The sequence below is a fragment of the Pseudomonas sp. R5(2019) genome (assembly GCF_009905435.1).
GTDB lineage: Bacteria > Pseudomonadota > Gammaproteobacteria > Pseudomonadales > Pseudomonadaceae > Aquipseudomonas.
Genome location: NZ_JAAAMT010000001.1, coordinates 105,946 through 125,815, shown reverse-complemented (window position 1 = coordinate 125,815; position 19,870 = coordinate 105,946). Strand labels below are relative to the sequence as shown.

Annotated in this window: 19 protein-coding genes and 1 pseudogene; 9 read left to right on the top strand and 11 right to left on the bottom strand. The window is 59.3% G+C overall.

The features are described from left to right. Nucleotides 1–2: 2 nt before the first annotated feature. The 7 genes from benC to GUY40_RS00560 form a co-directional block, all read right to left on the bottom strand. Nucleotides 3–1,016 (bottom strand): benzoate 1,2-dioxygenase electron transfer component BenC, encoded by a 1,014-nt coding sequence (benC, locus tag GUY40_RS00590; RefSeq protein WP_166566995.1) that lies wholly within the window; start codon nucleotides 1,014–1,016, stop codon nucleotides 3–5. Nucleotides 1,017–1,026: 10 nt separating this feature from the next. Next, entirely contained in the window at nucleotides 1,027–1,515 is a 489-nt protein-coding gene (gene benB, locus GUY40_RS00585) for a benzoate 1,2-dioxygenase small subunit (protein ID WP_166566994.1), read from the bottom strand. Then, nucleotides 1,512–2,876, bottom strand: coding sequence for a benzoate 1,2-dioxygenase large subunit (benA, locus tag GUY40_RS00580; protein WP_166566993.1), 1,365 nt, complete (start codon nucleotides 2,874–2,876; stop codon nucleotides 1,512–1,514). The genes benB and benA overlap by 4 nt, the downstream gene beginning before the upstream one ends. 245 nt (nucleotides 2,877–3,121) lie before the next feature. Continuing rightward, nucleotides 3,122–4,081 (bottom strand): AraC family transcriptional regulator, encoded by a 960-nt coding sequence (locus GUY40_RS00575; RefSeq protein ID WP_166566992.1) that lies wholly within the window; start codon nucleotides 4,079–4,081, stop codon nucleotides 3,122–3,124. 126 nt (nucleotides 4,082–4,207) lie between these two features. Next, a complete protein-coding gene (catA, locus tag GUY40_RS00570; RefSeq protein WP_166566991.1) occupies nucleotides 4,208–5,137 on the bottom strand; it encodes a catechol 1,2-dioxygenase in 930 nt (309 codons plus the stop codon). 55 nt (nucleotides 5,138–5,192) lie between these two features. Next, nucleotides 5,193–5,483: a muconolactone Delta-isomerase gene (gene catC / locus GUY40_RS00565; protein ID WP_166566990.1), complete on the bottom strand. Its 291-nt coding sequence runs from the start codon at nucleotides 5,481–5,483 to the stop codon at nucleotides 5,193–5,195. A 10-nt stretch (nucleotides 5,484–5,493) separates the two neighbouring features. Further along, nucleotides 5,494–6,642, bottom strand: coding sequence for a muconate cycloisomerase family protein (locus GUY40_RS00560; RefSeq protein ID WP_166566989.1), 1,149 nt, complete (start codon nucleotides 6,640–6,642; stop codon nucleotides 5,494–5,496). 122 nt (nucleotides 6,643–6,764) lie between these two features. Here GUY40_RS00560 and GUY40_RS00555 point away from each other — a divergent pair, with 122 nt between their 5' ends. Continuing rightward, nucleotides 6,765–7,676: a LysR family transcriptional regulator gene (locus GUY40_RS00555; RefSeq protein ID WP_166566988.1), complete on the top strand. Its 912-nt coding sequence runs from the start codon at nucleotides 6,765–6,767 to the stop codon at nucleotides 7,674–7,676. Between the two features lie 15 nt (nucleotides 7,677–7,691). On the opposite strand, the gene GUY40_RS28635 is transcribed toward GUY40_RS00555, so the two are convergent. Further along, nucleotides 7,692–8,420: an RHS repeat-associated core domain-containing protein gene (locus GUY40_RS28635; protein ID WP_371924684.1), complete on the bottom strand. Its 729-nt coding sequence runs from the start codon at nucleotides 8,418–8,420 to the stop codon at nucleotides 7,692–7,694. Nucleotides 8,421–8,688: 268 nt separating this feature from the next. Here GUY40_RS28635 and GUY40_RS00545 point away from each other — a divergent pair, with 268 nt between their 5' ends. The 4 genes and pseudogenes from GUY40_RS00545 to GUY40_RS00530 all read left to right on the top strand — a co-directional run. Next, nucleotides 8,689–9,951, top strand: a complete 1,263-nt coding sequence (locus GUY40_RS00545; RefSeq protein ID WP_166566986.1) for an OprD family porin — start codon at nucleotides 8,689–8,691, stop codon at nucleotides 9,949–9,951. A gap of 194 nt (nucleotides 9,952–10,145) precedes the next feature. After that, entirely contained in the window at nucleotides 10,146–10,319 is a 174-nt protein-coding gene (locus GUY40_RS00540; RefSeq protein ID WP_166566985.1) for a KGG domain-containing protein, read from the top strand. Nucleotides 10,320–10,395: 76 nt separating this feature from the next. Beyond that, a complete protein-coding gene (locus tag GUY40_RS00535) occupies nucleotides 10,396–10,953 on the top strand; it encodes an ATP-dependent Clp protease proteolytic subunit (protein WP_166566984.1) in 558 nt (185 codons plus the stop codon). A gap of 224 nt (nucleotides 10,954–11,177) precedes the next feature. After that, nucleotides 11,178–11,336: pseudogene (locus GUY40_RS00530) on the top strand (LuxR C-terminal-related transcriptional regulator); the annotation flags it as partial. On the opposite strand, the gene xerC reads toward GUY40_RS00530, so the two are convergent. Beyond that, complete coding sequence (gene xerC, locus GUY40_RS00525; protein ID WP_166567181.1) at nucleotides 11,337–12,224, bottom strand: tyrosine recombinase XerC; 888 nt, start codon at nucleotides 12,222–12,224, stop codon at nucleotides 11,337–11,339. A 175-nt stretch (nucleotides 12,225–12,399) separates the two neighbouring features. Next, nucleotides 12,400–13,071, bottom strand: a complete 672-nt coding sequence (locus GUY40_RS00520) for a DUF3313 domain-containing protein (protein WP_166566983.1) — start codon at nucleotides 13,069–13,071, stop codon at nucleotides 12,400–12,402. Nucleotides 13,072–13,685: 614 nt separating this feature from the next. Between GUY40_RS00520 and GUY40_RS00515 the strand changes: the two genes are divergently transcribed. Together GUY40_RS00515 and GUY40_RS00510 are read left to right on the top strand one after the other, a co-directional pair. Further along, entirely contained in the window at nucleotides 13,686–14,792 is a 1,107-nt protein-coding gene (locus tag GUY40_RS00515; protein WP_166566982.1) for a 3-deoxy-7-phosphoheptulonate synthase, read from the top strand. Between the two features lie 57 nt (nucleotides 14,793–14,849). Then, entirely contained in the window at nucleotides 14,850–15,131 is a 282-nt protein-coding gene (locus GUY40_RS00510; RefSeq protein ID WP_166566981.1) for a peptidylprolyl isomerase, read from the top strand. Nucleotides 15,132–15,190: 59 nt separating this feature from the next. Here the strand turns inward: GUY40_RS00510 and GUY40_RS00505 are convergent, their stop codons facing one another. Then, nucleotides 15,191–17,896 (bottom strand): dermonecrotic toxin domain-containing protein, encoded by a 2,706-nt coding sequence (locus tag GUY40_RS00505; RefSeq protein ID WP_371924683.1) that lies wholly within the window; start codon nucleotides 17,894–17,896, stop codon nucleotides 15,191–15,193. A gap of 304 nt (nucleotides 17,897–18,200) precedes the next feature. On the opposite strand from GUY40_RS00505, the gene GUY40_RS00500 reads away from it, so the two are divergent. Next, nucleotides 18,201–18,554, top strand: a complete 354-nt coding sequence (locus tag GUY40_RS00500) for a nuclear transport factor 2 family protein (protein WP_166566979.1) — start codon at nucleotides 18,201–18,203, stop codon at nucleotides 18,552–18,554. A 924-nt stretch (nucleotides 18,555–19,478) separates the two neighbouring features. After that, nucleotides 19,479–19,844 (top strand): NUDIX hydrolase, encoded by a 366-nt coding sequence (locus GUY40_RS00495; RefSeq protein WP_166566978.1) that lies wholly within the window; start codon nucleotides 19,479–19,481, stop codon nucleotides 19,842–19,844. Nucleotides 19,845–19,870 lie beyond the last annotated feature (26 nt).

Genomic DNA, 19,870 nt, shown 5'->3' with positions numbered 1-19,870 from the left:
TGTCAGGCCGCGCTGGCGGCGAATTTCTCGTAGTAGAAATTGGCCGGCGTAATGCCTTTGTCGCGAATGTACTGGCTGACCGCTTCAACCATTGGCGGCGGGCCGCACAGGTAGACGTCGACATCACCTTCGTTCAGGTGCGCAGGCTCGATATGCTGGGTCACGTAGCCCTTGAGCGGGTGCTGGCTGTCCGGGTTGGCGACGCAGGCGCTGAACGTGAAGTTGGGAATGGACGCTGCCAGTGCTTGCAGACGGTCCATTTCGACCAGGTCCAGGTCATTGGTCACGCCGTAGATCAGGTGCAGCGGATGGGCACTGCCGTGTTCGGCGATTTTTTCCAGCATGGCGGTGAACGGCGCCAGGCCCGTACCACCGGCCAGCAGCAACAGCGGGCGGCGAATCTCGCGCAGGTAGAAGCTGCCCAGAGGCCCGGCCAGGTTCATGCTGTCGCCGGCTTTCGCAAGGCCCGTCAGGAAGCTGCTCATCAAGCCGCCCGGCACATTACGAATCAGGAAGCTGACCTCGCCATCACGCTGCAGGGAGCTGAAGGAATAGGCGCGGGTCTGGTCGCTGCCCGGCACTTGCAGGTTCACATATTGCCCCGGCAGGAACGCCAGTTTGCTCAGCGCTTCGCCCTTGATCTTCAGGGCGATGGTGCTGTCGGACAGCTGCTCGACGGCCGTGATCGCGCCGCTGTAGCTGGCCTGCTGGGTGCGGCAGACGTCCGAGGAGGCCGGCACGCGGACCACGCAGTCGCTCTCGGCGCGCATCTGGCAGGTCAGCACGTAGCCCTGGGCGGCTTCATCTTCAGTCAGGGCGTCTTCGATGTATTCCTGGCCCATGTCGTACTGGCCGGCTTCAGCGAAGCACTTGCAGGTGCCGCAGGCGCCGTCGCGGCAGTCCAGCGGGATGTTGATGCCCTGGCGATAGGCCGCGTCGGCCACGGTTTCGCTGGGGTTGCTGTCGATAAAACGGGTGACGCCGTCTTCGAAGTTGAGTGCGATCTTGTAAGTCATGGCAGCCACCTCAGATCTGGTAGATGTCGATCACCTGGCGAACGTAGTCGTTCTTCAGGATCACTTTCTTGGCCTTGATCAGCGGCTGCTCGCCACGCACATCAAGGGTGTAAAAACTGGTGCCGAAGTAGCTGTCCACGGTTTTGTAGCGAAAGCTCAGGGTGTGCCAGTTGAAACGCACCTGGCACACGCCCTCGCTCTGCTCGATGATCTCGATGTTGCTCAGGTTGTGCGACGTGCGAGTGTCCGGGATGCTGGCACTGGAGCGCTCGGTCTTGATCCGGAAGATGCGGTCTTCCAGGCCTTCGCGGCGGCCGTACCAGATCAGCGAGATTTCCCGCTGCGGGTCGGTGGTCAGCTCGTCGTCATCGTCCCAGGACGGCATCCAGAAGGTGGCGTCGACGGCGTACAGTTCCAGCCATTCGTCCCACTGCTTGTCGTCCAGCAGGCGCGCTTCGCGGTAGAGGAAGTCACGCACGGTTTCATAGGAAGCGCTCATAGCCCGCCCTCCTTCGCGATCAGATTCGACTGCTCGGCAGCCAGGGCCTTGAGCATGGTTTCCTGCCAAAACTTGTGTTGCAGCACGAACAGGCCTTCGTCTTCGGTGCGTACACCGCTGAGCAGTGGCTTGAGTTCGATCTGTTGAGCCGCTTCATCGGCCCCTTCGATCCAGTGCTCGGCGCCGCGGGACATGTCGTTCCACATCGTGGTGCTGCCCTGGTAACCCATCTGGCAGGAACGGAATTCTTCCAGATCGTCCGGGGTGGCCATGCCGCTGACGTTGAAGAAGTCTTCGTACTGGCGAATACGCCGGGCACGGGCTTCATCGCTCTCGCCCTTGGGCGCGATGCAGTAGATGGTGATTTCGGTGCGGTCCACCGAGATCGGCCGGGCGACGCGGATCTGCGAGCTGAACTGGTCCATCAGGTAGACGTTGGGGTACAGGCACAGGTTGCGCGAATTGCCGATCATCCAGTCGGCGCGGGCCTGGCCGAAGTCGCGGGCCAGCTCGTCGCGGCGTTCGTACAGCGGGCGGTCCTCGGGGTTGGCCCAGCGGGTCCAGAGCAGCATGTGGCCCTTGTCGAACGAATAGAAACCACCGCCGGTCTTGCCCCAGCTACCGGCGCTCATGGTCGGGTTGCTGTCACCGGCTTCACGCTGCTTGCGCTGGTTCTGGGTGGCGGCGTAGTTCCAGTGCACGGAGCTGACGTGGTAACCGTCGGCGCCGTTTTCGGCGGTCAGTTTCCAGTTGCCTTCGTAGACATACGAGGAGGAGCCGCGCAGCACTTCCAGGCCATCGGGTGACTGATCGACGATCATGTCGATGATCTTCGCCGACTCGCCCAGGTGTTCCACCAGTGGTGGCACATCGGCGTTCAGGCTGCCGAACAGAAAACCGCGATAAGATTCGAAGCGCGCGACCTTGGTCAGGTCGTGCGAGCCTTCACAGTTGAAGCTCGACGGGTAACCGGCTTCGGCCGGATCCTTGACCTTGAGCAGCTTGCCGGAGTTGTTGAAGGTCCAGCCGTGGAATGGGCACGTGTAGGAAGAGCGGTTGCCGCGCTTGTGTCGGCAAAGCATCGCGCCACGATGGCTGCAGGCATTGAGGAAGGCATTGAGCACACCGTCCTTGTTGCGGGCAATGAAAATCGGCTGGCGACCCATCTGCAGGGTGATGTAGTCGTTCTTCTCGGGGATCTGGCTTTCGTGAGCGAGGTACAGCCAGTTGCCTTCGAAGATGTGCTTCATTTCGAGGTCGAACAATCGAGGATCGGTGAACATCTCCCGCTTGCAGCGGTAGACGCCTTTTTCACGATCTTCTTCCAGCAGGGCATTAAGGTAATCGACTCCGAGGGTCATGGCCGGGGCCTCCGTTTGTTTTTATCAGGCAAGGCTCATGCTAGGCCGACGGGCAGGCAGCCAATATCCGCTGGATGCAGAGTGCTATCCGAATTGTGCAAAGGAGGAATCGATGAGGTTGGGTACTAATGATGTAGGAGCCGAGCTCGCTCGCGATGGCGTCACCGCGGTCTACCAGACCCACCGCGGTGACGCCATCGCGAGCAAGCTCGGCTCCTACAGGGGATGGCCGATGCGCCGATGTATCAGTGGCGGCGCTTGAGGGTGTCGGACGGCAATTCGCCGAACTGGTTGCGGTAGTTTTCGGAGAAGCGGCCCAGGTGCAAAAAGCCATAGTCCATGGCCAGTTCCGTGACGTTGCGTACGGTGCAGCTGGGGTCGCTCAGGCAGGCGTAGACCCGCTCGAGTTTCTTCTGGCGAATGTAGTGTTTGGGCGTGGTACCGGCGTTGCGTTCAAACAGGCCATAGAGTGAACGCAAACTCATTTGCGCCTGGCGCGCCAGCTCTTCGCTGCAGATGTCCAGCTTGAGGTTGCGCTCGATGTAGTCGGCGATCCGCTCGAAGGTCGCCGCCTGGGAACCCAGGCCTTCGCGGCAGATGTTGGTTTTCATCAGGCTGAGCATCTTGCTGGCGACAATCTGGGCGTAGTGTTCCTGAATCCTGGGCAGGCTGTCGCTGGCCTCGGCTTCCTGGCAGACCATGTCCAGCAGATTGACGAAGCCTTCCAGCGAACCGAGCTGATAGCGGTTTTCCAGAAAGCGCACGCCTTGGCCCGGGTGCAGCCAGCGCTGCTCCTGGCACACCGATTCGATCACGCTGGTGGGCAGCTTGATGATGAATTTTTCGCAATCGTCGGAATAGGTCAGGTCAACCGGGTCGTCCGGGTTGATCAACAGCAGCTCACCGGGTGTGAAGTAATGCTCTTGCTGGCCATGTCCGCGCCACAGGCAGTGGCCACGCAGCAAAACCTGCAAGTGATAAATGGTTTCCAGCGCTGGCGACGTCACCCGTACGCTGCCGCCATAGCTGATCCGGCACAGATCCAGGCTGGCAAACTTGCGGTGGTTGAGGTGCGCCTGCGGGCTGCCGGACTTGGGCAGGCGAATGCAATGGTTGCCCACGTGCTCATTCACATAGCCGGACACCGCATAGGGATCGGCCTGGGCAAACACCAGACTGCGCTCACTCAGTAGTCGCGCTTCCATATACGAACACTCTCATTGTTGTTATAGGGCTTCATCACATGCACCCATTATGTGCGGCCTGACACAAACACGGAAGGCCGCAAGACAAATGGCATTGTCTTGCGGCCCGGGCCGTGACGCGCTGAATCAGTCCTCGAGCGCGCGGACCCGCTCGCGGCGCTGTTGCTCGCTTGGCTCAGGCGAAGCTTGCAGGGTGAAATCGAAGTCGATTTCGGCAAAGCGCCCCTCTACGCCGTACGCCTTGGCCTTGTCTTGATCTTCGCTGAAGCTGATATGGGCAATCAGCTCGTCGCGGGTGGCGTAGGCGAAGTCGTCGTGCAGGTACTTGTCACCGTCCAGGTTGATCTGGGTAGTCAGGTGGCGATGGTCCGGCGCGGAGATAAAGAAGTGGATATGCGCGGGGCGCTGACCGTGACGACCCAGCTCATCGAGCAGCTGCTGGGTCGGACCGTCCGGTGGGCAGCCGTAGCCCGACGGCACGATGCTACGGAAGCGATAATTGCCTTCAGCATCGGTAACGATTCGGCGGCGCAGGTTGAACTCGGACTGCGACGGGTCGAAGTACGAATAAGTGCCGGCGGTGTTGGCCTGCCAGACATCGACAATGGCGCCGGCCAGCGGCTCGCCGTCAACGTTGGTGACGCGGCCTTTCATAAACAGCGGGACGGCCGGGTCAGTGCCGTCATCCAGGCGCGCTTCGAAGTTCGACAGCGGCGCGCCGGCCACGTACAGCGGGCCTTCGATGGTGCGCGGGGTGCCGCCGGTCTTGCCGGCTTCTTCGTCGGCGGCGTCCAGCAACAGGTCCAGGTAATGCTCAAGGCCCAGCCCGGCAGCCAGTAGCCCGGCTTCCTGACGAGCACCCAGCACGTTCAGGTAGTTGACGGCTTTCCAGAACTCTTCAGGCGTGACTTGCAGGTCTTCGATGATGTTCACGGTGTCGCGCAGGATGCGGTAGATCAGCGCCTTGGCACGCGGATTGCCGGCATCGTTCTTCAGGCCGCTGGCTTCTTCGAGAAAGTCTTGCGCTTGGGCGGTGTGGGAAATTTTCACGTTCATGATTACATCCTCATCTTGTATTTATTAGCTGTGCACACAAGGCATCAAGGGCAGATCAGCGGTCATCCTCATGGATCGAAGACGGGTGCCGGCAGAGGGCATTCACTTCGATCGCCATATACGGATACAGCGGCAACTGCATCAGCAGGTCATGCAGTTCCTGCACGCTGTCCACATCGAACACGCTGTAGTTGGCGTAGAGCCCGGCGATGCGCCACAGGTGACGCCATTTGCCCGATCGCTGCAGCGACTGGGCCAGTTCCTTTTCATCGGCCTTGAGCTTTGCGGCGCGCGAAGGCTCCATGTCGACGGGCAGGTTTACAGTCATTTTGACGTGGAACAGCATGACGCGCTCCTTAAGCGTGTGAGACGGATACAGTGGATTTGTCGCGACGGAAGTACGCCAGGCGTTCTTCGTCCAGGTTCAGGCCCAGGCCCGGGGCCTTGGGCACATGCAATTCAAAGTCGCTGTAGTGAGGCGGCTCTTGCAGGATGTCTTCGGTGAGCAGCAGCGGGCCGAACAGTTCGGTGTCCCACATCAGCTTGTTGAGGGTGACAAAGGCATGGGCCGAAGCCAGGGTGCCGATTCCGCCTTCCAGCATGGTGCCACCGTACAAGCCGATGCCGGCCGCCTCAGCGATGGCCGCGGTGCGCAGTACGGCACGCGGGCCGCCATTCTTGGCGATTTTCAGGGCGAAGATCGAGGCGGCACCCACACGGGCCAGGTTGAAGGCGTCTTCAACGCACTCAATGGACTCGTCGGCCATGATCGGCGCCGGGCTGCTGGCGTTCAAACGGACCATGCCCGAGACGTTGTTGCGCGAGATCGGCTGCTCGATCAGGTCGATGCCGTTTTCGCCCAGAATCCGGCAGGCGCGCAGGGCCACGGCTTCGTCCCAGGCCTGGTTGACGTCAACCCGCACACTGGCGCGCTCGCCCATGGCTTTTTTGATTGCAATCACGTGGGCCAGGTCGCGGTTCACTTCACCGGCACCGATCTTCAGCTTGAAGATCCGGTGGCGACGCAGGTCGAGCATCTGTTCGGCTTCGGCGATGTCCTTGGCGGTGTCGCCGCTGGCCAGGGTCCAGGCCACTGGCAGGCTGTCCCGCACGCGGCCACCGAGCAATTCGCTGACCGGCAGGCCAAGGCGTTTGCCCTGGGCATCGAGCAAGGCGGTTTCAATGCCGGACTTGGCAAAGGTATTGCCCTTGATGACTTTGTCCAGGCGCTGCATGGCGGCATTGATATTGGCGCCATCCTGGCCAATCAACAGCGGCGCGAAGTGGCGATCGATGTTGGTCTTGATGCTGTCCGGGCTCTCGTTGCCATAGCTCAGGCCACCGATGGTGGTTGATTCGCCGACCCCCTCGATGCCATCGGCGCAACGCACGCGAATAATGACCAGGGTCTGGTTCTGCATGGTGTGCATCGCCAGCTTGTGCGGGCGAATGGTCGGCAGATCGACGATGATCGTCTCGATGGATTGAATGGCGCTAGCAAGCATGGCGATACCCGTGAGGTTCTTGAGTTCTGGGGTCGATTCTGAAACGGGATGTTTTCGGGTGCCAATATTGATTTGGTCTGGCACGATACCTGTAGAGTATCGACTTAGCCTTGGAGGTCATCATGGAGCTGCGCCACCTGCGGTATTTTCAGGTTCTGGCTCAAACCCTCAACTTCACCCGCGCCGCCGAGCGGCTGCACATCGCCCAGCCGCCGTTGAGCCGACAGATTCAGCAGTTGGAAGAGGAACTGGGGGTCAACCTGCTGGAACGCTCGCGACCCTTGCGCCTGACCGAGGCCGGGCGGTTTTTTCATGAGCACTCCAGTGCCCTGCTCGAACAGCTCAACAAGGTGTGCGACAACACCCGGCGCATTGGCCTGGGTGAAAAAACCTGGCTGGGCATCGGCTTTGCCCCCTCGACCTTATATGGAGTATTGCCGGACCTGATTCGTCACCTGCGTCACGACGACACCCTGGAGCTGGAACTGGGCTTGTCGGAAATGACCACCTTGCAGCAGGTCCAGGCGCTGAAGGCCGGTCGTATCGACATTGGTTTCGGGCGAATTCGCATCGACGATGCGGCGATTGAACAGCAAGTGCTGACCGAAGACCGACTGGTCGCCGCCCTGCCCGCCGGCCACCCACTGCTCAAGGGCCCGGTGACCCTCGCGGACCTCGCTGGCGAGCCGTTTGTGCTCTATCCGGGCAACCCGAGGCCGAGCTATGCCGACCATGTGATCGCCCTGTTCGATGCCCACGGCCTGGGCATCAAGGTGGCGCAGTGGACCAACGAACTGCAAACCGCCATCGGGCTGGTGGCGGCAGGCATCGGCATCACGCTGGTGCCGGCGTCGGTGCAGGTGCTGCACCGGGCGGATATCGGTTACACGCCGTTGCTCGATGCCAATGCCACCTCGCCGATCATCATCAGCCGGAGGGTGGGGGATGTGTCGCCGGGGTTGCGGCATTGTTTGGATGTCGTAGACGAGTTGCTGGAGGAGTCCGGGCATTCCGCCAACACACTCCGTAAGTAATTCGGGAAGTTCGGATTAGTCGCGAATCCGGCGGTTACTCTCATAGGGCCGCACGCGATGGCGTCCAAGGGTTGTACGCGCCGGCCCCTGTGGAGCCGTAATGGTCGTTAAGGGCCCCGTCCGCGGAGTGTTCTCAACCGCCGTTCCCGCATTAGCGCCTGTATTCAAACGTGGTCCACTCAACAACAGGTCCAACAGGGAAGGTCCCGGCGCGACTTGATGCTGTACGTTGGCAGGGCGTCCGTCACCCGCTGCGGGAATCCCCGCGAACAAGTCTGTAGCCTGGCGAGGCTGTGGTTGAAGCAGCGCTCGTTGGGCTTCTCTTTGAGCTCGGGGTATTGTCACCAGTCCAGGCTCTTCGCCTGCTCGGGGAGTCAGCCTCGTTGGCTGAGGTGTTGTAATGGGTTCGAGGTGGTCGAGGCCGCTAAGCGGTCGCAGATTGCGTGGGAGCGGTAGCGCTCTCCGATGCCCCGTAGGATCAACGTGGTTAACCGGATCCCCGGAGCAGTACGCATATGAATTGAATCCCCCAGAACCAAAAGGGCTCCAGCCGTCAGGACTGTGAAAGCGCATCAGCACCGGGTTGAATACTCGGTAGCCATTACCCAACAGATAGTACCCCGTTGCAGACTCTACCGGCTCACCGTTGAATCCCAACGAAGCACTCTCTCCCTTCAGCGCTGTTCGATGCCCAAAGGGTGTATACACCGATGCCGAACGTTGAATCTGGCTCAGGCCGAGCATGACTGAGCCTTGTAGATTTGTCCCGATCAACTGACCACGCGTATTTCTCATGTCTGCGATTCCCTGAAATATCCGTCGTCGGCACAAACTTATCGCTCATCCTCAGGCCCGTCTACTGACAGAACAGCTAGGTACACACACTAAACATTTTGCGCAAACCGGATAACACTCTGCAAAAATCGGATATCAGCCCGCCTTTCCCGCCCCCTAACCTGCCCTCGCGACGTCCAGTCCCTCGACTGCTTTATATAAAAACAAGAGCAAAGCAATGAAATCGACTCCCTATGCAACCGTGCTGGTTCCCGCGGCGCTGTGTCTTGGCGCATCCCCTTGCCTGCTGGCCGAAGAAGGTGGCTTCTTCAAGGACGCCAGCGCCACCCTGCAAGCTCGCAACTATTACTTCAGCCGTGACTTCTCCGATATCCGTGGCAGCGAACAGTCCAGGGCCGAGGAATGGGCTCAGGGTTTTATCCTCAATTTCAAGTCCGGCTACACACCCGGCGTCGTGGGCTTTGGCCTGGATGCTATCGGTACGCTAGGGATCAAGCTCGACAGCGGCAAGGGCCGGGTCAACACCGGGCTGTTGCCCGTGCAGGAAGACGGTGAGGCCGCCGACAATTACAGTCGCCTGGGTCTGGCGGCGAAGATGCGGGTGTCGAAAACCGAACTGCGTGTCGGTGAGCTGCAGCCCAACTTGCCGGTGCTGGTCTTCAGCGATATACGCCTGTTGCCGCCCTCGTATCAGGGCGCGAGCGTCACCTCCAGCGAGGTCGACGGCCTGACCGTTCAAGGCGGTCGACTGCGCTCCACCAGCCTTCGTAACGAATCCGGCGACGACAAGCTGCAAGCCATGCTTGGCCATGTGCCCAAGCGTCAGGTCAGCAGCGATGCCTTCAACTATGTCGGCGCCGACTATCAGTTCAACGACAAACGCACCACCGCCAGCGCCTGGTACGCGCAACTGGAAGATATCTATGACCAGCGTTTCTTTGGCCTCAAGCACAGTGAGCCGGTCGGCGACTGGGTGCTGGGCGCGAACCTGGGCTATTTCGACTCCAGCGAAGAGGGCAAGCAAATGCTGGGCAGAATCGACAACCAGGCCTTCTTCTCGCTGCTCTCGGCCAAGCGTGGCGGCCACACCTTCTACGTCGGCTACCAGGCCATGTATGGCGACAGCGCGTTCCCGCGGGTGTTTGCCAATATCTCGCCGCTGGGCAACGAAGTGCCCACCTACGAGTTCGCCTCCGCTGATGAACGCTCATGGCAAGCTCGCTATGACTACGACTTCGCCGCCATGGGCATCCCCGGCTTGACCACCACCGTGCGCTACATCACAGGTGACAACGTCGATACCGGCAAAGGCTATGAAGGCAAGGATCGCGAGCGTGACCTGGATATAGCCTACGTGATGCAGTCCGGCGTCTTGGAGGGCCTGGGAATTCGAGTGCGAAACGTCGCGGCACGCTCGAATTACCGCACCGATATCGACGAAAACCGCTTGATTCTCAGTTATACCTGGAAGCTGCTTTAACGGGACTGGAGGCGGCTGATCAGCATGACTGGCGCTATTGCGGTCCCGTTAACTTGCGTACCAACTGCCGCTTTTTCAGCGAAGTTACCGTTCGTCAGCCGCTTGCAGGATTATTAAACTTTGTTGCAAAACACCTTTCACATCCAAGGTGAGGCGGGAGTTCTCGTCCATACAAATAACAGAGGTAAAGAATCATGGCTAACACTGGCAAGTCGAACCCCGAAAAAGCCTCGAGCGCCGGCAAAAAAGGAGGCCAGGCTTCGTCTGGCGGCGCCTCGGGTGGCAACATGCCACAAGATCGGGCGAAAAAAATGCCTGCTGACGAGAAAAAAGGCGGAAAAACCGGCGGTGGTAGCCACAAGGCCTAGCTGATCGGTTGACCGGGGGCCGGACGCGAGCCAAGCTTGCGTTTCGGCCCTTTTTATTTGCACAAGGATCTGCACGGTGACCCAGCATATCGTCCATTTCCATTGCCACATCGACCAGGGCACCCACGAACGCTTTCGTGACCGCTGCCTGGAAGCCCTCGACAAGGGCGCCACGTCCCTCTGGCTGAACCTCTCCACCTCCGGTGGCAGCACCAGCTTCGGCTTTACGCTTTACACCTTTATCAAATCCCTGCCGATACCGGTGCGCACGATCAACGCGGGCAATATCGAATCCATGGGGATTGTCGTGTACCTCGCCGGCAGCGAACGGATCGCAACGCCCCATTCGCGCTTTCTGATTCATCCGATGAACTGGTACTTCAGCCAGACCTCGGTTGAACACTCCCGGCTCAGGGAGTACTTCTTCAGTTTGAACAATGACTTGCAGCGTTATGCTGATATTTACCAGGAAGTGACCGAAAACGCGGCGGAGCCGCTGGATATCTTCAAATGCCTCTCGGCGGAAGAGCGCGTGATCGCAGCGCGGGACTCGCTGGTGTGCGGGATTGCGCAGAAGGTCGAGCAGGTGGTGTTTCCGGCGGATGCGGTGCATTGGAAGGTGAGCGCTGACTGAAAGACTGGGGCTGCTTTGCAGCCCATCGCGGGCGGGCAAGCCTTGCTCCCCCACATTCACCACTCCAGAATTTGAACCTGTGCAGTCATCGGCATGAATACAGATCGAGGTAGGAGCCGGGCTTGCCCGCGATGCAGGCGACGCGGTCTGTCTGGTAAATTGCGGTGATGCCATCGCAGGCAAGCCTTGCTCCTACGGTCCCCACTCCAGCATTGTGATACTGCGGGGGGTCATCCAAGGCGATGGCCGAACGGCTGCGAATTTCGCCCGATACGATCAAGGTTCATCGTCGGCATCTTTATGCCAAGCTGGATATCTCGTCGCAGCCGGAATTGTTTTCGTTGTTTATCCAGTCGTTGGGGCATGACCTGGAAAACCCCTGATCAATAATCATACCGATCCACCGCCCGCCGCCGCTCGTTGTCATCACGCACATCGTAGTTGGCGGTGGTCTGGATATTGGTGTGGTGGGCGAGCTTCTGCGCAATCGACAGGTCATGCTCTTCGATCACCCGGGTAATGAACGAGCGGCGGAAATCGTGGGGCATGATTTTCACGCCGACCTGAGCACCGCGCTGGCGGGCGATGTAGTAGATCGCGTGCTTGGTGATGCGCTCGCGGGTGATGTGGCTGCCGCGGCGGATGCGGTTGAACAGAAATTCATCGTCGCCCTGCCCTTCAGGCAACTGCGAACGGCGAAATTCCAGCCAGGTGTTGAGCTTGTCAAAGGCCCAGGTCGGCGCGTACTTGATCAGTTGTTTGTTGCCCTTGCCCAGCACTTGCAGGCTGCGCTCGGCAAAGTCGATCTGGCCCAGGTCCAGGTTGACCGATTCAGACTTGCGCATCCCTGAGCCGTACAGCAGGGCAATCACCGCGGCGTCGCGCAGTCCCTGTGGTCGCGGGTCGGCGGCACAAACTTCCATCAGTTCGCGAATCAGGCTGCGTTTGAGGTTGCGGCCGTTGCTCAGGCGCGTTCCCTGTGCGGGCTTGACCGAGCGGATGCGCTGCAGGTGGTCCTGATCAATCAGCTTCAGGCGCCAGGCTTCATTCATCACCCCGCGCACGGCATTGACGTACAGCGAGGAAGTGTTGGGGGCGTAACCGTCTTCTCGCAGGGCCGCCACCAGCGCCGTGATATGCCCCGGCTGCAGCAGGTGCCAGGGCACGTCGCGGATATCGGCGTCTTCAAACCCGAGCCGATCCGCCGCGTCCTGCAACACATACTTCATGGTCAACTGGCTGGAAGGCACCAGACGATTGAGGTATTGCATCAAGGGGTTCTGTAAAGCGGTGAGGGGTTCGGTGATTGCGGGTAACTCAGGCACGCCAGGATCCTGTTTGAACAGAGCGAGGGCATGTCGGTGTCAACCAACATACCCTCTTGAAAAATAAGACAATAAAGCTTGGCACAAATCGACCTCGACAGACAAACACCCTACGTCGGACTCAGCGGCCCTTGAGCATCATGTAGGACCTGTGAAGGTCTGATGCCCAGCCGTCGAGCACTGCCTTGACGTCGTCCGGCACCACAACCTGGCTGTTGTTCTCGAGGGTTTTGCCGGAACCCTTGCGCACCACCTGGGCAACCACCTTGTTGCTGCCGCCGTCGAGAAACGCCGCTTCCGTCGCGATTTCGGTTTCCTGGTCACGAATGCCCGACGCCGTGCTGACCGCCGCTGCCACCAGCGCCACCGGGATCACTTCGTAGGGTTTGAGACCTTCGGTCTTGCTGCTCACCGCCGTGATCGCCGGGCGTACAACGATCGTGCCCGGCCCGGGAGCGGTCGCCACCTGCATGGACTTGCCCAGTTCACGCTGGAGGGCCTGGTCGTAGTAGCGGGTAATGCCCGTCAACGTGGTTTGCGGAATGCGCACGGTCGGCTCGGGCTTAGGGTAGAACTGGCTCGGCTCGATATACACACTCTTGTAATCGGCCAGCTTCAGGTTCGGATCGACCCAACGCATCACGTCGGCACCCGAAGGAGACCTGGCCTCCTTGAGCTGGCTGTAATCCTTCAAAAAGCCGGAATATTGATCGGGTTTGACCACACTGCTCGAACATCCTGTGAGGCTCAAACCGGTCAGACAGAACGCGCCCATCATCATTGCCAGTTTCATCAATTGGCTCCATAGGGGGGATGAAAGCATTTGTAGGTATAGCAGCTGATTGCCATGAATCAGCTCATGCCTTTGCGATTTCAATCACGCTCATCGCAAAAACCCATTGAATCCACGCACACCCGTGAAGTAAGCTCGGCGCACTTACTGGAGAACAGCATGTCCCCTACCACTCGCACCCCCGCTCAAACTGCCGCCAGCCCCCGTGGCCTGACCGTAGCGGCTGCCTGTGTGACAGCGGCTCCGGTCAACACTTATTTTGGGTATTGGTTTAGCCAACGGCGCGCCTGATACCCATCACGGCGCCCGCAACTCAGGGGTCGCCAGGCAGAGAAATCTAACCCCCGGTCGGCTCCCCGACCGGGGGTTTTGTTTTTCAGGCCCCCAAACGCATCGACATTGAGGACTACGACATGAACTACGCCACCTATTACCGTTACGACAGCTTCAGCGCATGGCGATTTAGCCAGCTCCGTTCGGGACAGCCTGCCGCCTCCGATCGGTCACGCATGGGTGGCAAGCACACACACGACGCCGTCACGGCCAATTGTCGAACACCTCGATAGGGTTGAGCGCGCGGGACAGACCCGCCGCCAACCCAGGGAATCCTGAACATGAATTCGTCCAACTCTGCCCTGTCCCTGTCTTCGCTGAACGCCCAACAGCTGCCGCTTGCCGCCAACTCTGCCAGCCAGCGCCTGCCCAGCACCCATGCGCTCAAACAGCAACTACCACTTTCCACCCGCCTGCACACCCAAGTCAGCGCCCACCGCCAAGCTGTGCGCGCCATCCTCGACGGCAGCGACCCACGCCTGCTGGTCGTGGTCGGCCCCTGCTCCCTGCATGACCCCCAATCAGCCCTGGAATACGCCGAACGCCTGGCCGCCTTGAGCCGGGACGTCGATGGGCAGTTGCTGCTGGTCATGCGCGCCTACGTCGAAAAGCCCCGCACCACCGTGGGCTGGAAAGGCCTGGCCTACGATCCGCGTCTGGATGGCAGTGACGATATGGTCGCAGGCCTCACCCTGTCTCGCGAGCTGATGCGGGAAATGATCAAGCTCGGTCTGCCGATTGCCACCGAACTGTTGCAGCCCATGGCGGCCGGCTACTTCGATGACCTGCTGAGCTGGGCGGCCATCGGTGCGCGCACCACCGAATCGCAGATTCACCGCGAAATGGCCAGCGGTCTGCCACTGCCAGTCGGCTTCAAGAACGGCACCGACGGCGGCATCGGCATCGCGTGTGACGCCATGCGTAGCGCGGCACACCCTCACCGCCATTTCGGTGTCGATGCCCAGGGCCATCCGGCAATCATTGAAACCCAAGGCAACCCGGACACTCACCTGGTGCTGCGCGGCGGCCATGGTGGCCCCAACTTCGAGCGCCAGAGCATTGCCGATGTCCATCAGCAACTGGCCAGGATCAAGGTGCCGGCACGGATCATGGTCGATTGCAGCCATGCCAACAGCGGCAAGGACCCCAACCGTCAGCCTCAGGTGTTCGAGGACGTTCTTGAGCAGCGCCTTGAAGGCGACCGTTCATTGGTGGGAGTCATGCTGGAAAGTCATCTGTTCGAAGGCTGCCAGGCGCTTGGGGAGAACCTGCGCTACGGTGTGTCGATCACCGATGGCTGCCTGGGCTGGGATGCCACCGAACAGCTGTTGCGCGACGCTGCACAACAATTGCAGCGCCAGAACGCCAGCGTTGCTGCCTCGGCATGAGACAGCGCCTACCGATTGCGGTAGGCTTTCTACCTTTCTGAAAAAGGAGTTGTTCCCATGGCCAAAGCCACTGCCCGTCACATCCTGGTTTCCACTGAAGCCAAGTGCAATGAACTGAAAGCTCAAATCGAAGCCGGCGCAGATTTCGCCGAAGTCGCAAAAGCCAACTCCACCTGCCCGTCCAGCCGTCAGGGCGGCGACCTGGGCTCGTTCGGCCCAGGCCAGATGGTCAAGGAATTCGACACCGTCGTGTTCAGCGCCCCGATCAACGTGGTGCAAGGTCCGGTGAAAACCCAGTTCGGTTATCACCTGCTGGAAGTCACCAGCCGTCAGGACTGATACCCGACAACCACTGTGCCGCCGTCTTCGCGGACGCCGGCACAGCGGATACGGCACCGCTAACGCGTTTGTTTCCAGCTGTGCTCACTGCCAATCCTGTAGGCATGCATCAACGGCAAGCGCTGGGTCAATTGGCTGGTCCACTCATCAAGGTCTTCGAGCGGCACGATGATGCGTCGCGACATCAGCTTGAACAACATCCGAATCTGCTGCAGATCCGGCAACCGTTCGTCGATCACGTGGTTGAACACACCGGGGCCGGTGGTCTGCGAAATACTGCTCATGTAGCCCTGGAACACGTCATTGTCATCTTGCCCAAGATACGGCCGCTGGCGCGTATACAACCCCGGGTCTTGCTGATACCTGCGATAGCTTTCCTCGGAAATCGCCTCCAGTGTCGGGTTGTTTTTCTGCGTGCCGAAAAAGCTGGTATTGAACTCGGCATCCATTCCCAATATCTGTTGCCCGACCGGAGCTGGCAGGGCCAGGCCCGAGGGCGAAGTCTTGATGATTAATGCACCGGGCGCTACTTGCAGGGTGTCGTCCAGATCCAGGTACAACCCGCCTTCATAGGCCATCAAACGGTAACGCAGGACATCCGCCGCCGAAGAGAAGTTAGTCGCGATCCCGCCGTTGCCTTCAAGCGCAGCGCGATACTGTTGGAAATACTGACTGGCACTGAACGCCTGATAGAACGCACTCTCTTCCAGCACCTCAATCTGCACCGCCGGTGCATGGCGTTGAAGCAAGCGCCTGTTTTCGGCAAACACGCTCGCATGCTCATTGGACAAGTGCAGTTCAAGTGCATAAGGCCTGGCGCCTTCTGACGCCAATTGGGCGTTTTTCTGCAGAGTAGCCAGTAACTTGGCATTGATGAGCTTGTCGCCTACCCAAACGCTGTGAATGACCGGAGGGATATCGGCCAGGGTGTCGGTGTCCACGGGTGAAAAGTCCACCGGCAGCTGCAAATCGATATCCAGCGCCCTGAGTGTGGCCATTCGCTCACTGTCGAGCACTTCCCCTAGTGGCTCCACATCAACCATCTGCCCCTGCTGGGGACGGTACAGCCTGCCCCCGTCAAGGTTCTCCCAGCGCCCCGTGGTACTGTTGCGCGACACCTTCTGGAATGCGTTTTCCAGCAAGTCATAGGAAACGGCCTTTATATAGCCGCCGAACCTGGCGCGTAAATTGACCTCACCGGTTTTCCAGTTGGTGTCACGCCAGATGAGCTGACGCACCATGGCGTTTTCTGCGATCGGTGCCCCCCCGCTCAACCCTAGCCTCGCCCATTGATCGGTAGTGCCTACACGACGCAAGAAAAACAGCGCCCCGGCGTCTTCGCCCGTTGGATTGATGACCTTGACCTGGTCCCGCACAGGGGCCACCGAAATGCGGTACACCTGATCAAAGCTGCGCACAAACCATTGGTTCCCGAGGCGGTAAATGCCGTCGGCATCGGCGGTTTGGCCTTGTAGTATCCCCGCGGGCACCGCCGCGTGCTCAATGATTTCCGTTGGCTCGGTCAGCTCTAAACCGTCCTCTATTACCCGTTCGGGAGCAGCGCCGGCGGAAAACAGGATATCCAGCGTGGCGAAAAAAGCTGTCCAGGCCCCCTGTTGACGGTCGGGCAAGGAGTCTGCTGCGACGGTCTGGTCAAGTCCCAGTCCCAGCAGGGCGACACCGCCGGCGGCCGCCACCACTGCGATAGGCGCCCCCAGCGGTGCAATGGGCAGCACCACCTTTTCGAACGCGCTCAGGTCGGTGATCCAGAGTTCCTTGTTCAATTCGCCGTTGGATTTGATCAGGGTGTCGGCATCCAGGTTGTAGCGATCGCGCAGCTGCTGGGTCGTACTGCTGAACACGTCCCCGGCGATCACCCGGTCTTTGAGGTCAATGGTGTCGACCGCCCAACTCCCCGCGGCCAGCCCTTTGAGCGCGCTGTCGACCCCCGAGTACGTTTTGCCGTCCTGGCGGTCATACAAGGAAAAGTGTGCGGCGAGCGCCGAGCGCTTCTCCGGGTTCCGGGCCTGTTCGATAACCCAGGCCTGCAACGCGGGCGTGGATTCGAAGACGACCAGTATGGGTGCGGGGACCGGTATGAACACGGCATGCCGGCCACCGGCGAGAGCGAAATGCAGGATATCGCTCGATGCATAACCGTAAAGGTCGAAGCGGCGCACTACGCCAGCATTATTGAGGTGTTCGGCCTGCAGCTGTTCAAGCGTCACGCTGGCAGTCAAATCCAGGCCAGGAACCGCGTGCAGCATCAAGGCGTTGTAGTCTGCTTCCGTGAGACGTCTTGCCTGACGACCGGCCCGGCAGGCTGCAATAAACTGGCCTTTGAGCAGCAGCCGGAAATCCGCGCTGTGGGCCTGCCAGAACCCGTCAAGGATGGCTTTGTAGCCGGTATAAAAATCGTGGGTCCAATTGAGCGCCATCAATCGGGAGGGCAAGAGTTTGAACTCATTGCCGACGCCATATCCGCTGAGACTTCCCGGCCCTTGGGTATAGAACCCGGCCGTCAGGTCCAGGTCTCCCGGCCCGCTCAACTCGTCTTCGAGTGTAAAATTCGCGAATGCCAGTGTGCTCAATGTCAACGAGCGGACCGGCTGCTGCGGATGGACCCAACCGGTGAACGCCGTGTCACTGCTCACCGCCCCGCGGAAATAGTGCAGGTAGATCTGCTCCGGGTCGACATCCACCCCTGTCAGTTGCCTGACTTGCGAACGCATGTATTGGTTGGCGTAACTGCGCAGGCTCGGTATGGCCTGGGCAAGACGCCTGGCAATATCACTGTAGGCACTGGCCGCTGCATTTTGGTGTTGCCCCAGCAGCGCGGCAAAACTGAAATGCGCTTCCAGGTTGTATTCGACGGTATCGCCTGAAAGCCCCGGATTTACTGGGCCTCGGCGTTTTTGTAAATTTCTGTTACCACGATGGAGTTATCACGATGGGAGGTAGGCTGCTTTGGGTGGTGATCTACACTGAAGGTCGCGCCGATTTCACTTCCTTGCAGGGCGCAGTGTGAAACCGCCGTGCATTCATTGACTGATAGAAAGGAGTTGTCACATGTCGACTTCTACTCAAGCTGTACTTGAGCACCACCTTCACGCTTTCTATGAAGGGATCGATCCCCTCATGGATGACTTCACAGACGATTCAGTGGTCATTACGCATGACGCTACATACCGAGGGCTTGCCGAGATTCGCGCATTTTTCACCGCCTTGATCGACGGGCTTCCTGCGGGCTTCGATGAGGCCGCCAAAATTAACCGCCAAGAGATTGTGGATGAGGTCGCCTTTCTCCTTTGGGAAGCAAAACCCTGGTTCCCCTTCTGTACCGATACGTTCGTGGTCCGGAACGGAAAGATCATGTATCAGACATTTGCTGCCTACACAGCCTTGTCTGCGAGCAGCGCGTAAATAGGCTGTAAGCCCCGTAAACACTGGGCTCAAGCAGGATGCCGCTTTGCGGTTACCACAATGCTTACCATTGGTCGTTTCAGGTCGGGGTGACTCGCGGTGACGCTGGTCGGAATGACCGATGGTGACACTATGCGGCTAACCGCGATTGACTATCCTGATATCCCAATAGCTGGCCAGTTGCCTTTACACAGGGAAGAGTCATGCCATATACGATCAGCTACAACTATCAAGGCAAACAGGTAGTTATGCAGTGCTCCGAAAACAAGCTCTGCGGACACGATGCGGTGTATTACGCGCTGCTCCATTCAGGTATCGCTTTTCGCGAAGGGGTGTCGAATTGGGTGGGTAGTTACGCTTCTATTTGCCAATCAGCTGAACAATTCGGCGTCACTGATGTGAGATGGTGTCAGGCTACCACAGCCTCGGAACGAGACGTTTGTGGAGGCACCTGCGGCTGGTGATGGTTGGCACCTTGGCCGCAGGTAGAAGGTCATCTGCTACTGGTGCACAGGCTTACGAGCTACTGCGCGGTGCGGCTCCAAGCAATGCTCAACATTCAGGATTGAGCAAACGGCGTCTGCTTCGGTTCTAACCGTGAAGACTCCATTCTTGCTGGCTGAACCTCCCTCCACCAAGTCAACCACCCTGTATCGCTTACTGCCATCGACATGTGTGGTGGTCTCAATAACCTTGAATCTTGACTGCATGGTGGGCTCCCTGCTTGAAATTGTGCATTACAAATACCGGCAACACTCAGCGATATCAATACCAGCGCGGGGTCGAGCTGAGACAATTTATGACAGCGGATGCGTAGCGTAGTAATGAGGCTTGATCTATGCCTAGATTCAGGATGTCTTGGGGTTTACAGTGGGTGTCGCTCGAAGGACCGCTCTAGCAGTGCATCAGCAGAGGAAGACGACCATGAAAGAGAGAGCCACGATCATTTGCAGGCGCGACAGGAGAATTCTGTTCGTTCGAAAACCCAAGGCCAAATGGACATTGCCGGGCGGTAAGGTCGAGGCAGGCGAGACTCCTTTAGAGGCTGCGGTCCGTGAGTTGTATGAGGAAACGGGGCTGGCGATCCAAGGTCTCTCTTACGTTGCTCAGTTTGAGGCAAGCAAAGTACTGCACCATGTGTTCGAGGCCCTGTTGGCTCAGTCCGAAGAACCCTCCCCGCAGAATGAGATATCAAGTTGTAAATGGCTTTCAAGGGAGGATGTGGCTAGCAGTGGCGTCAGGAATTCGACGAAATCCATTGTGAAAACGCTTGATCGCCAAGCAAGCTGAAGCTGTTCAGGGGGGCGGGAGTCATC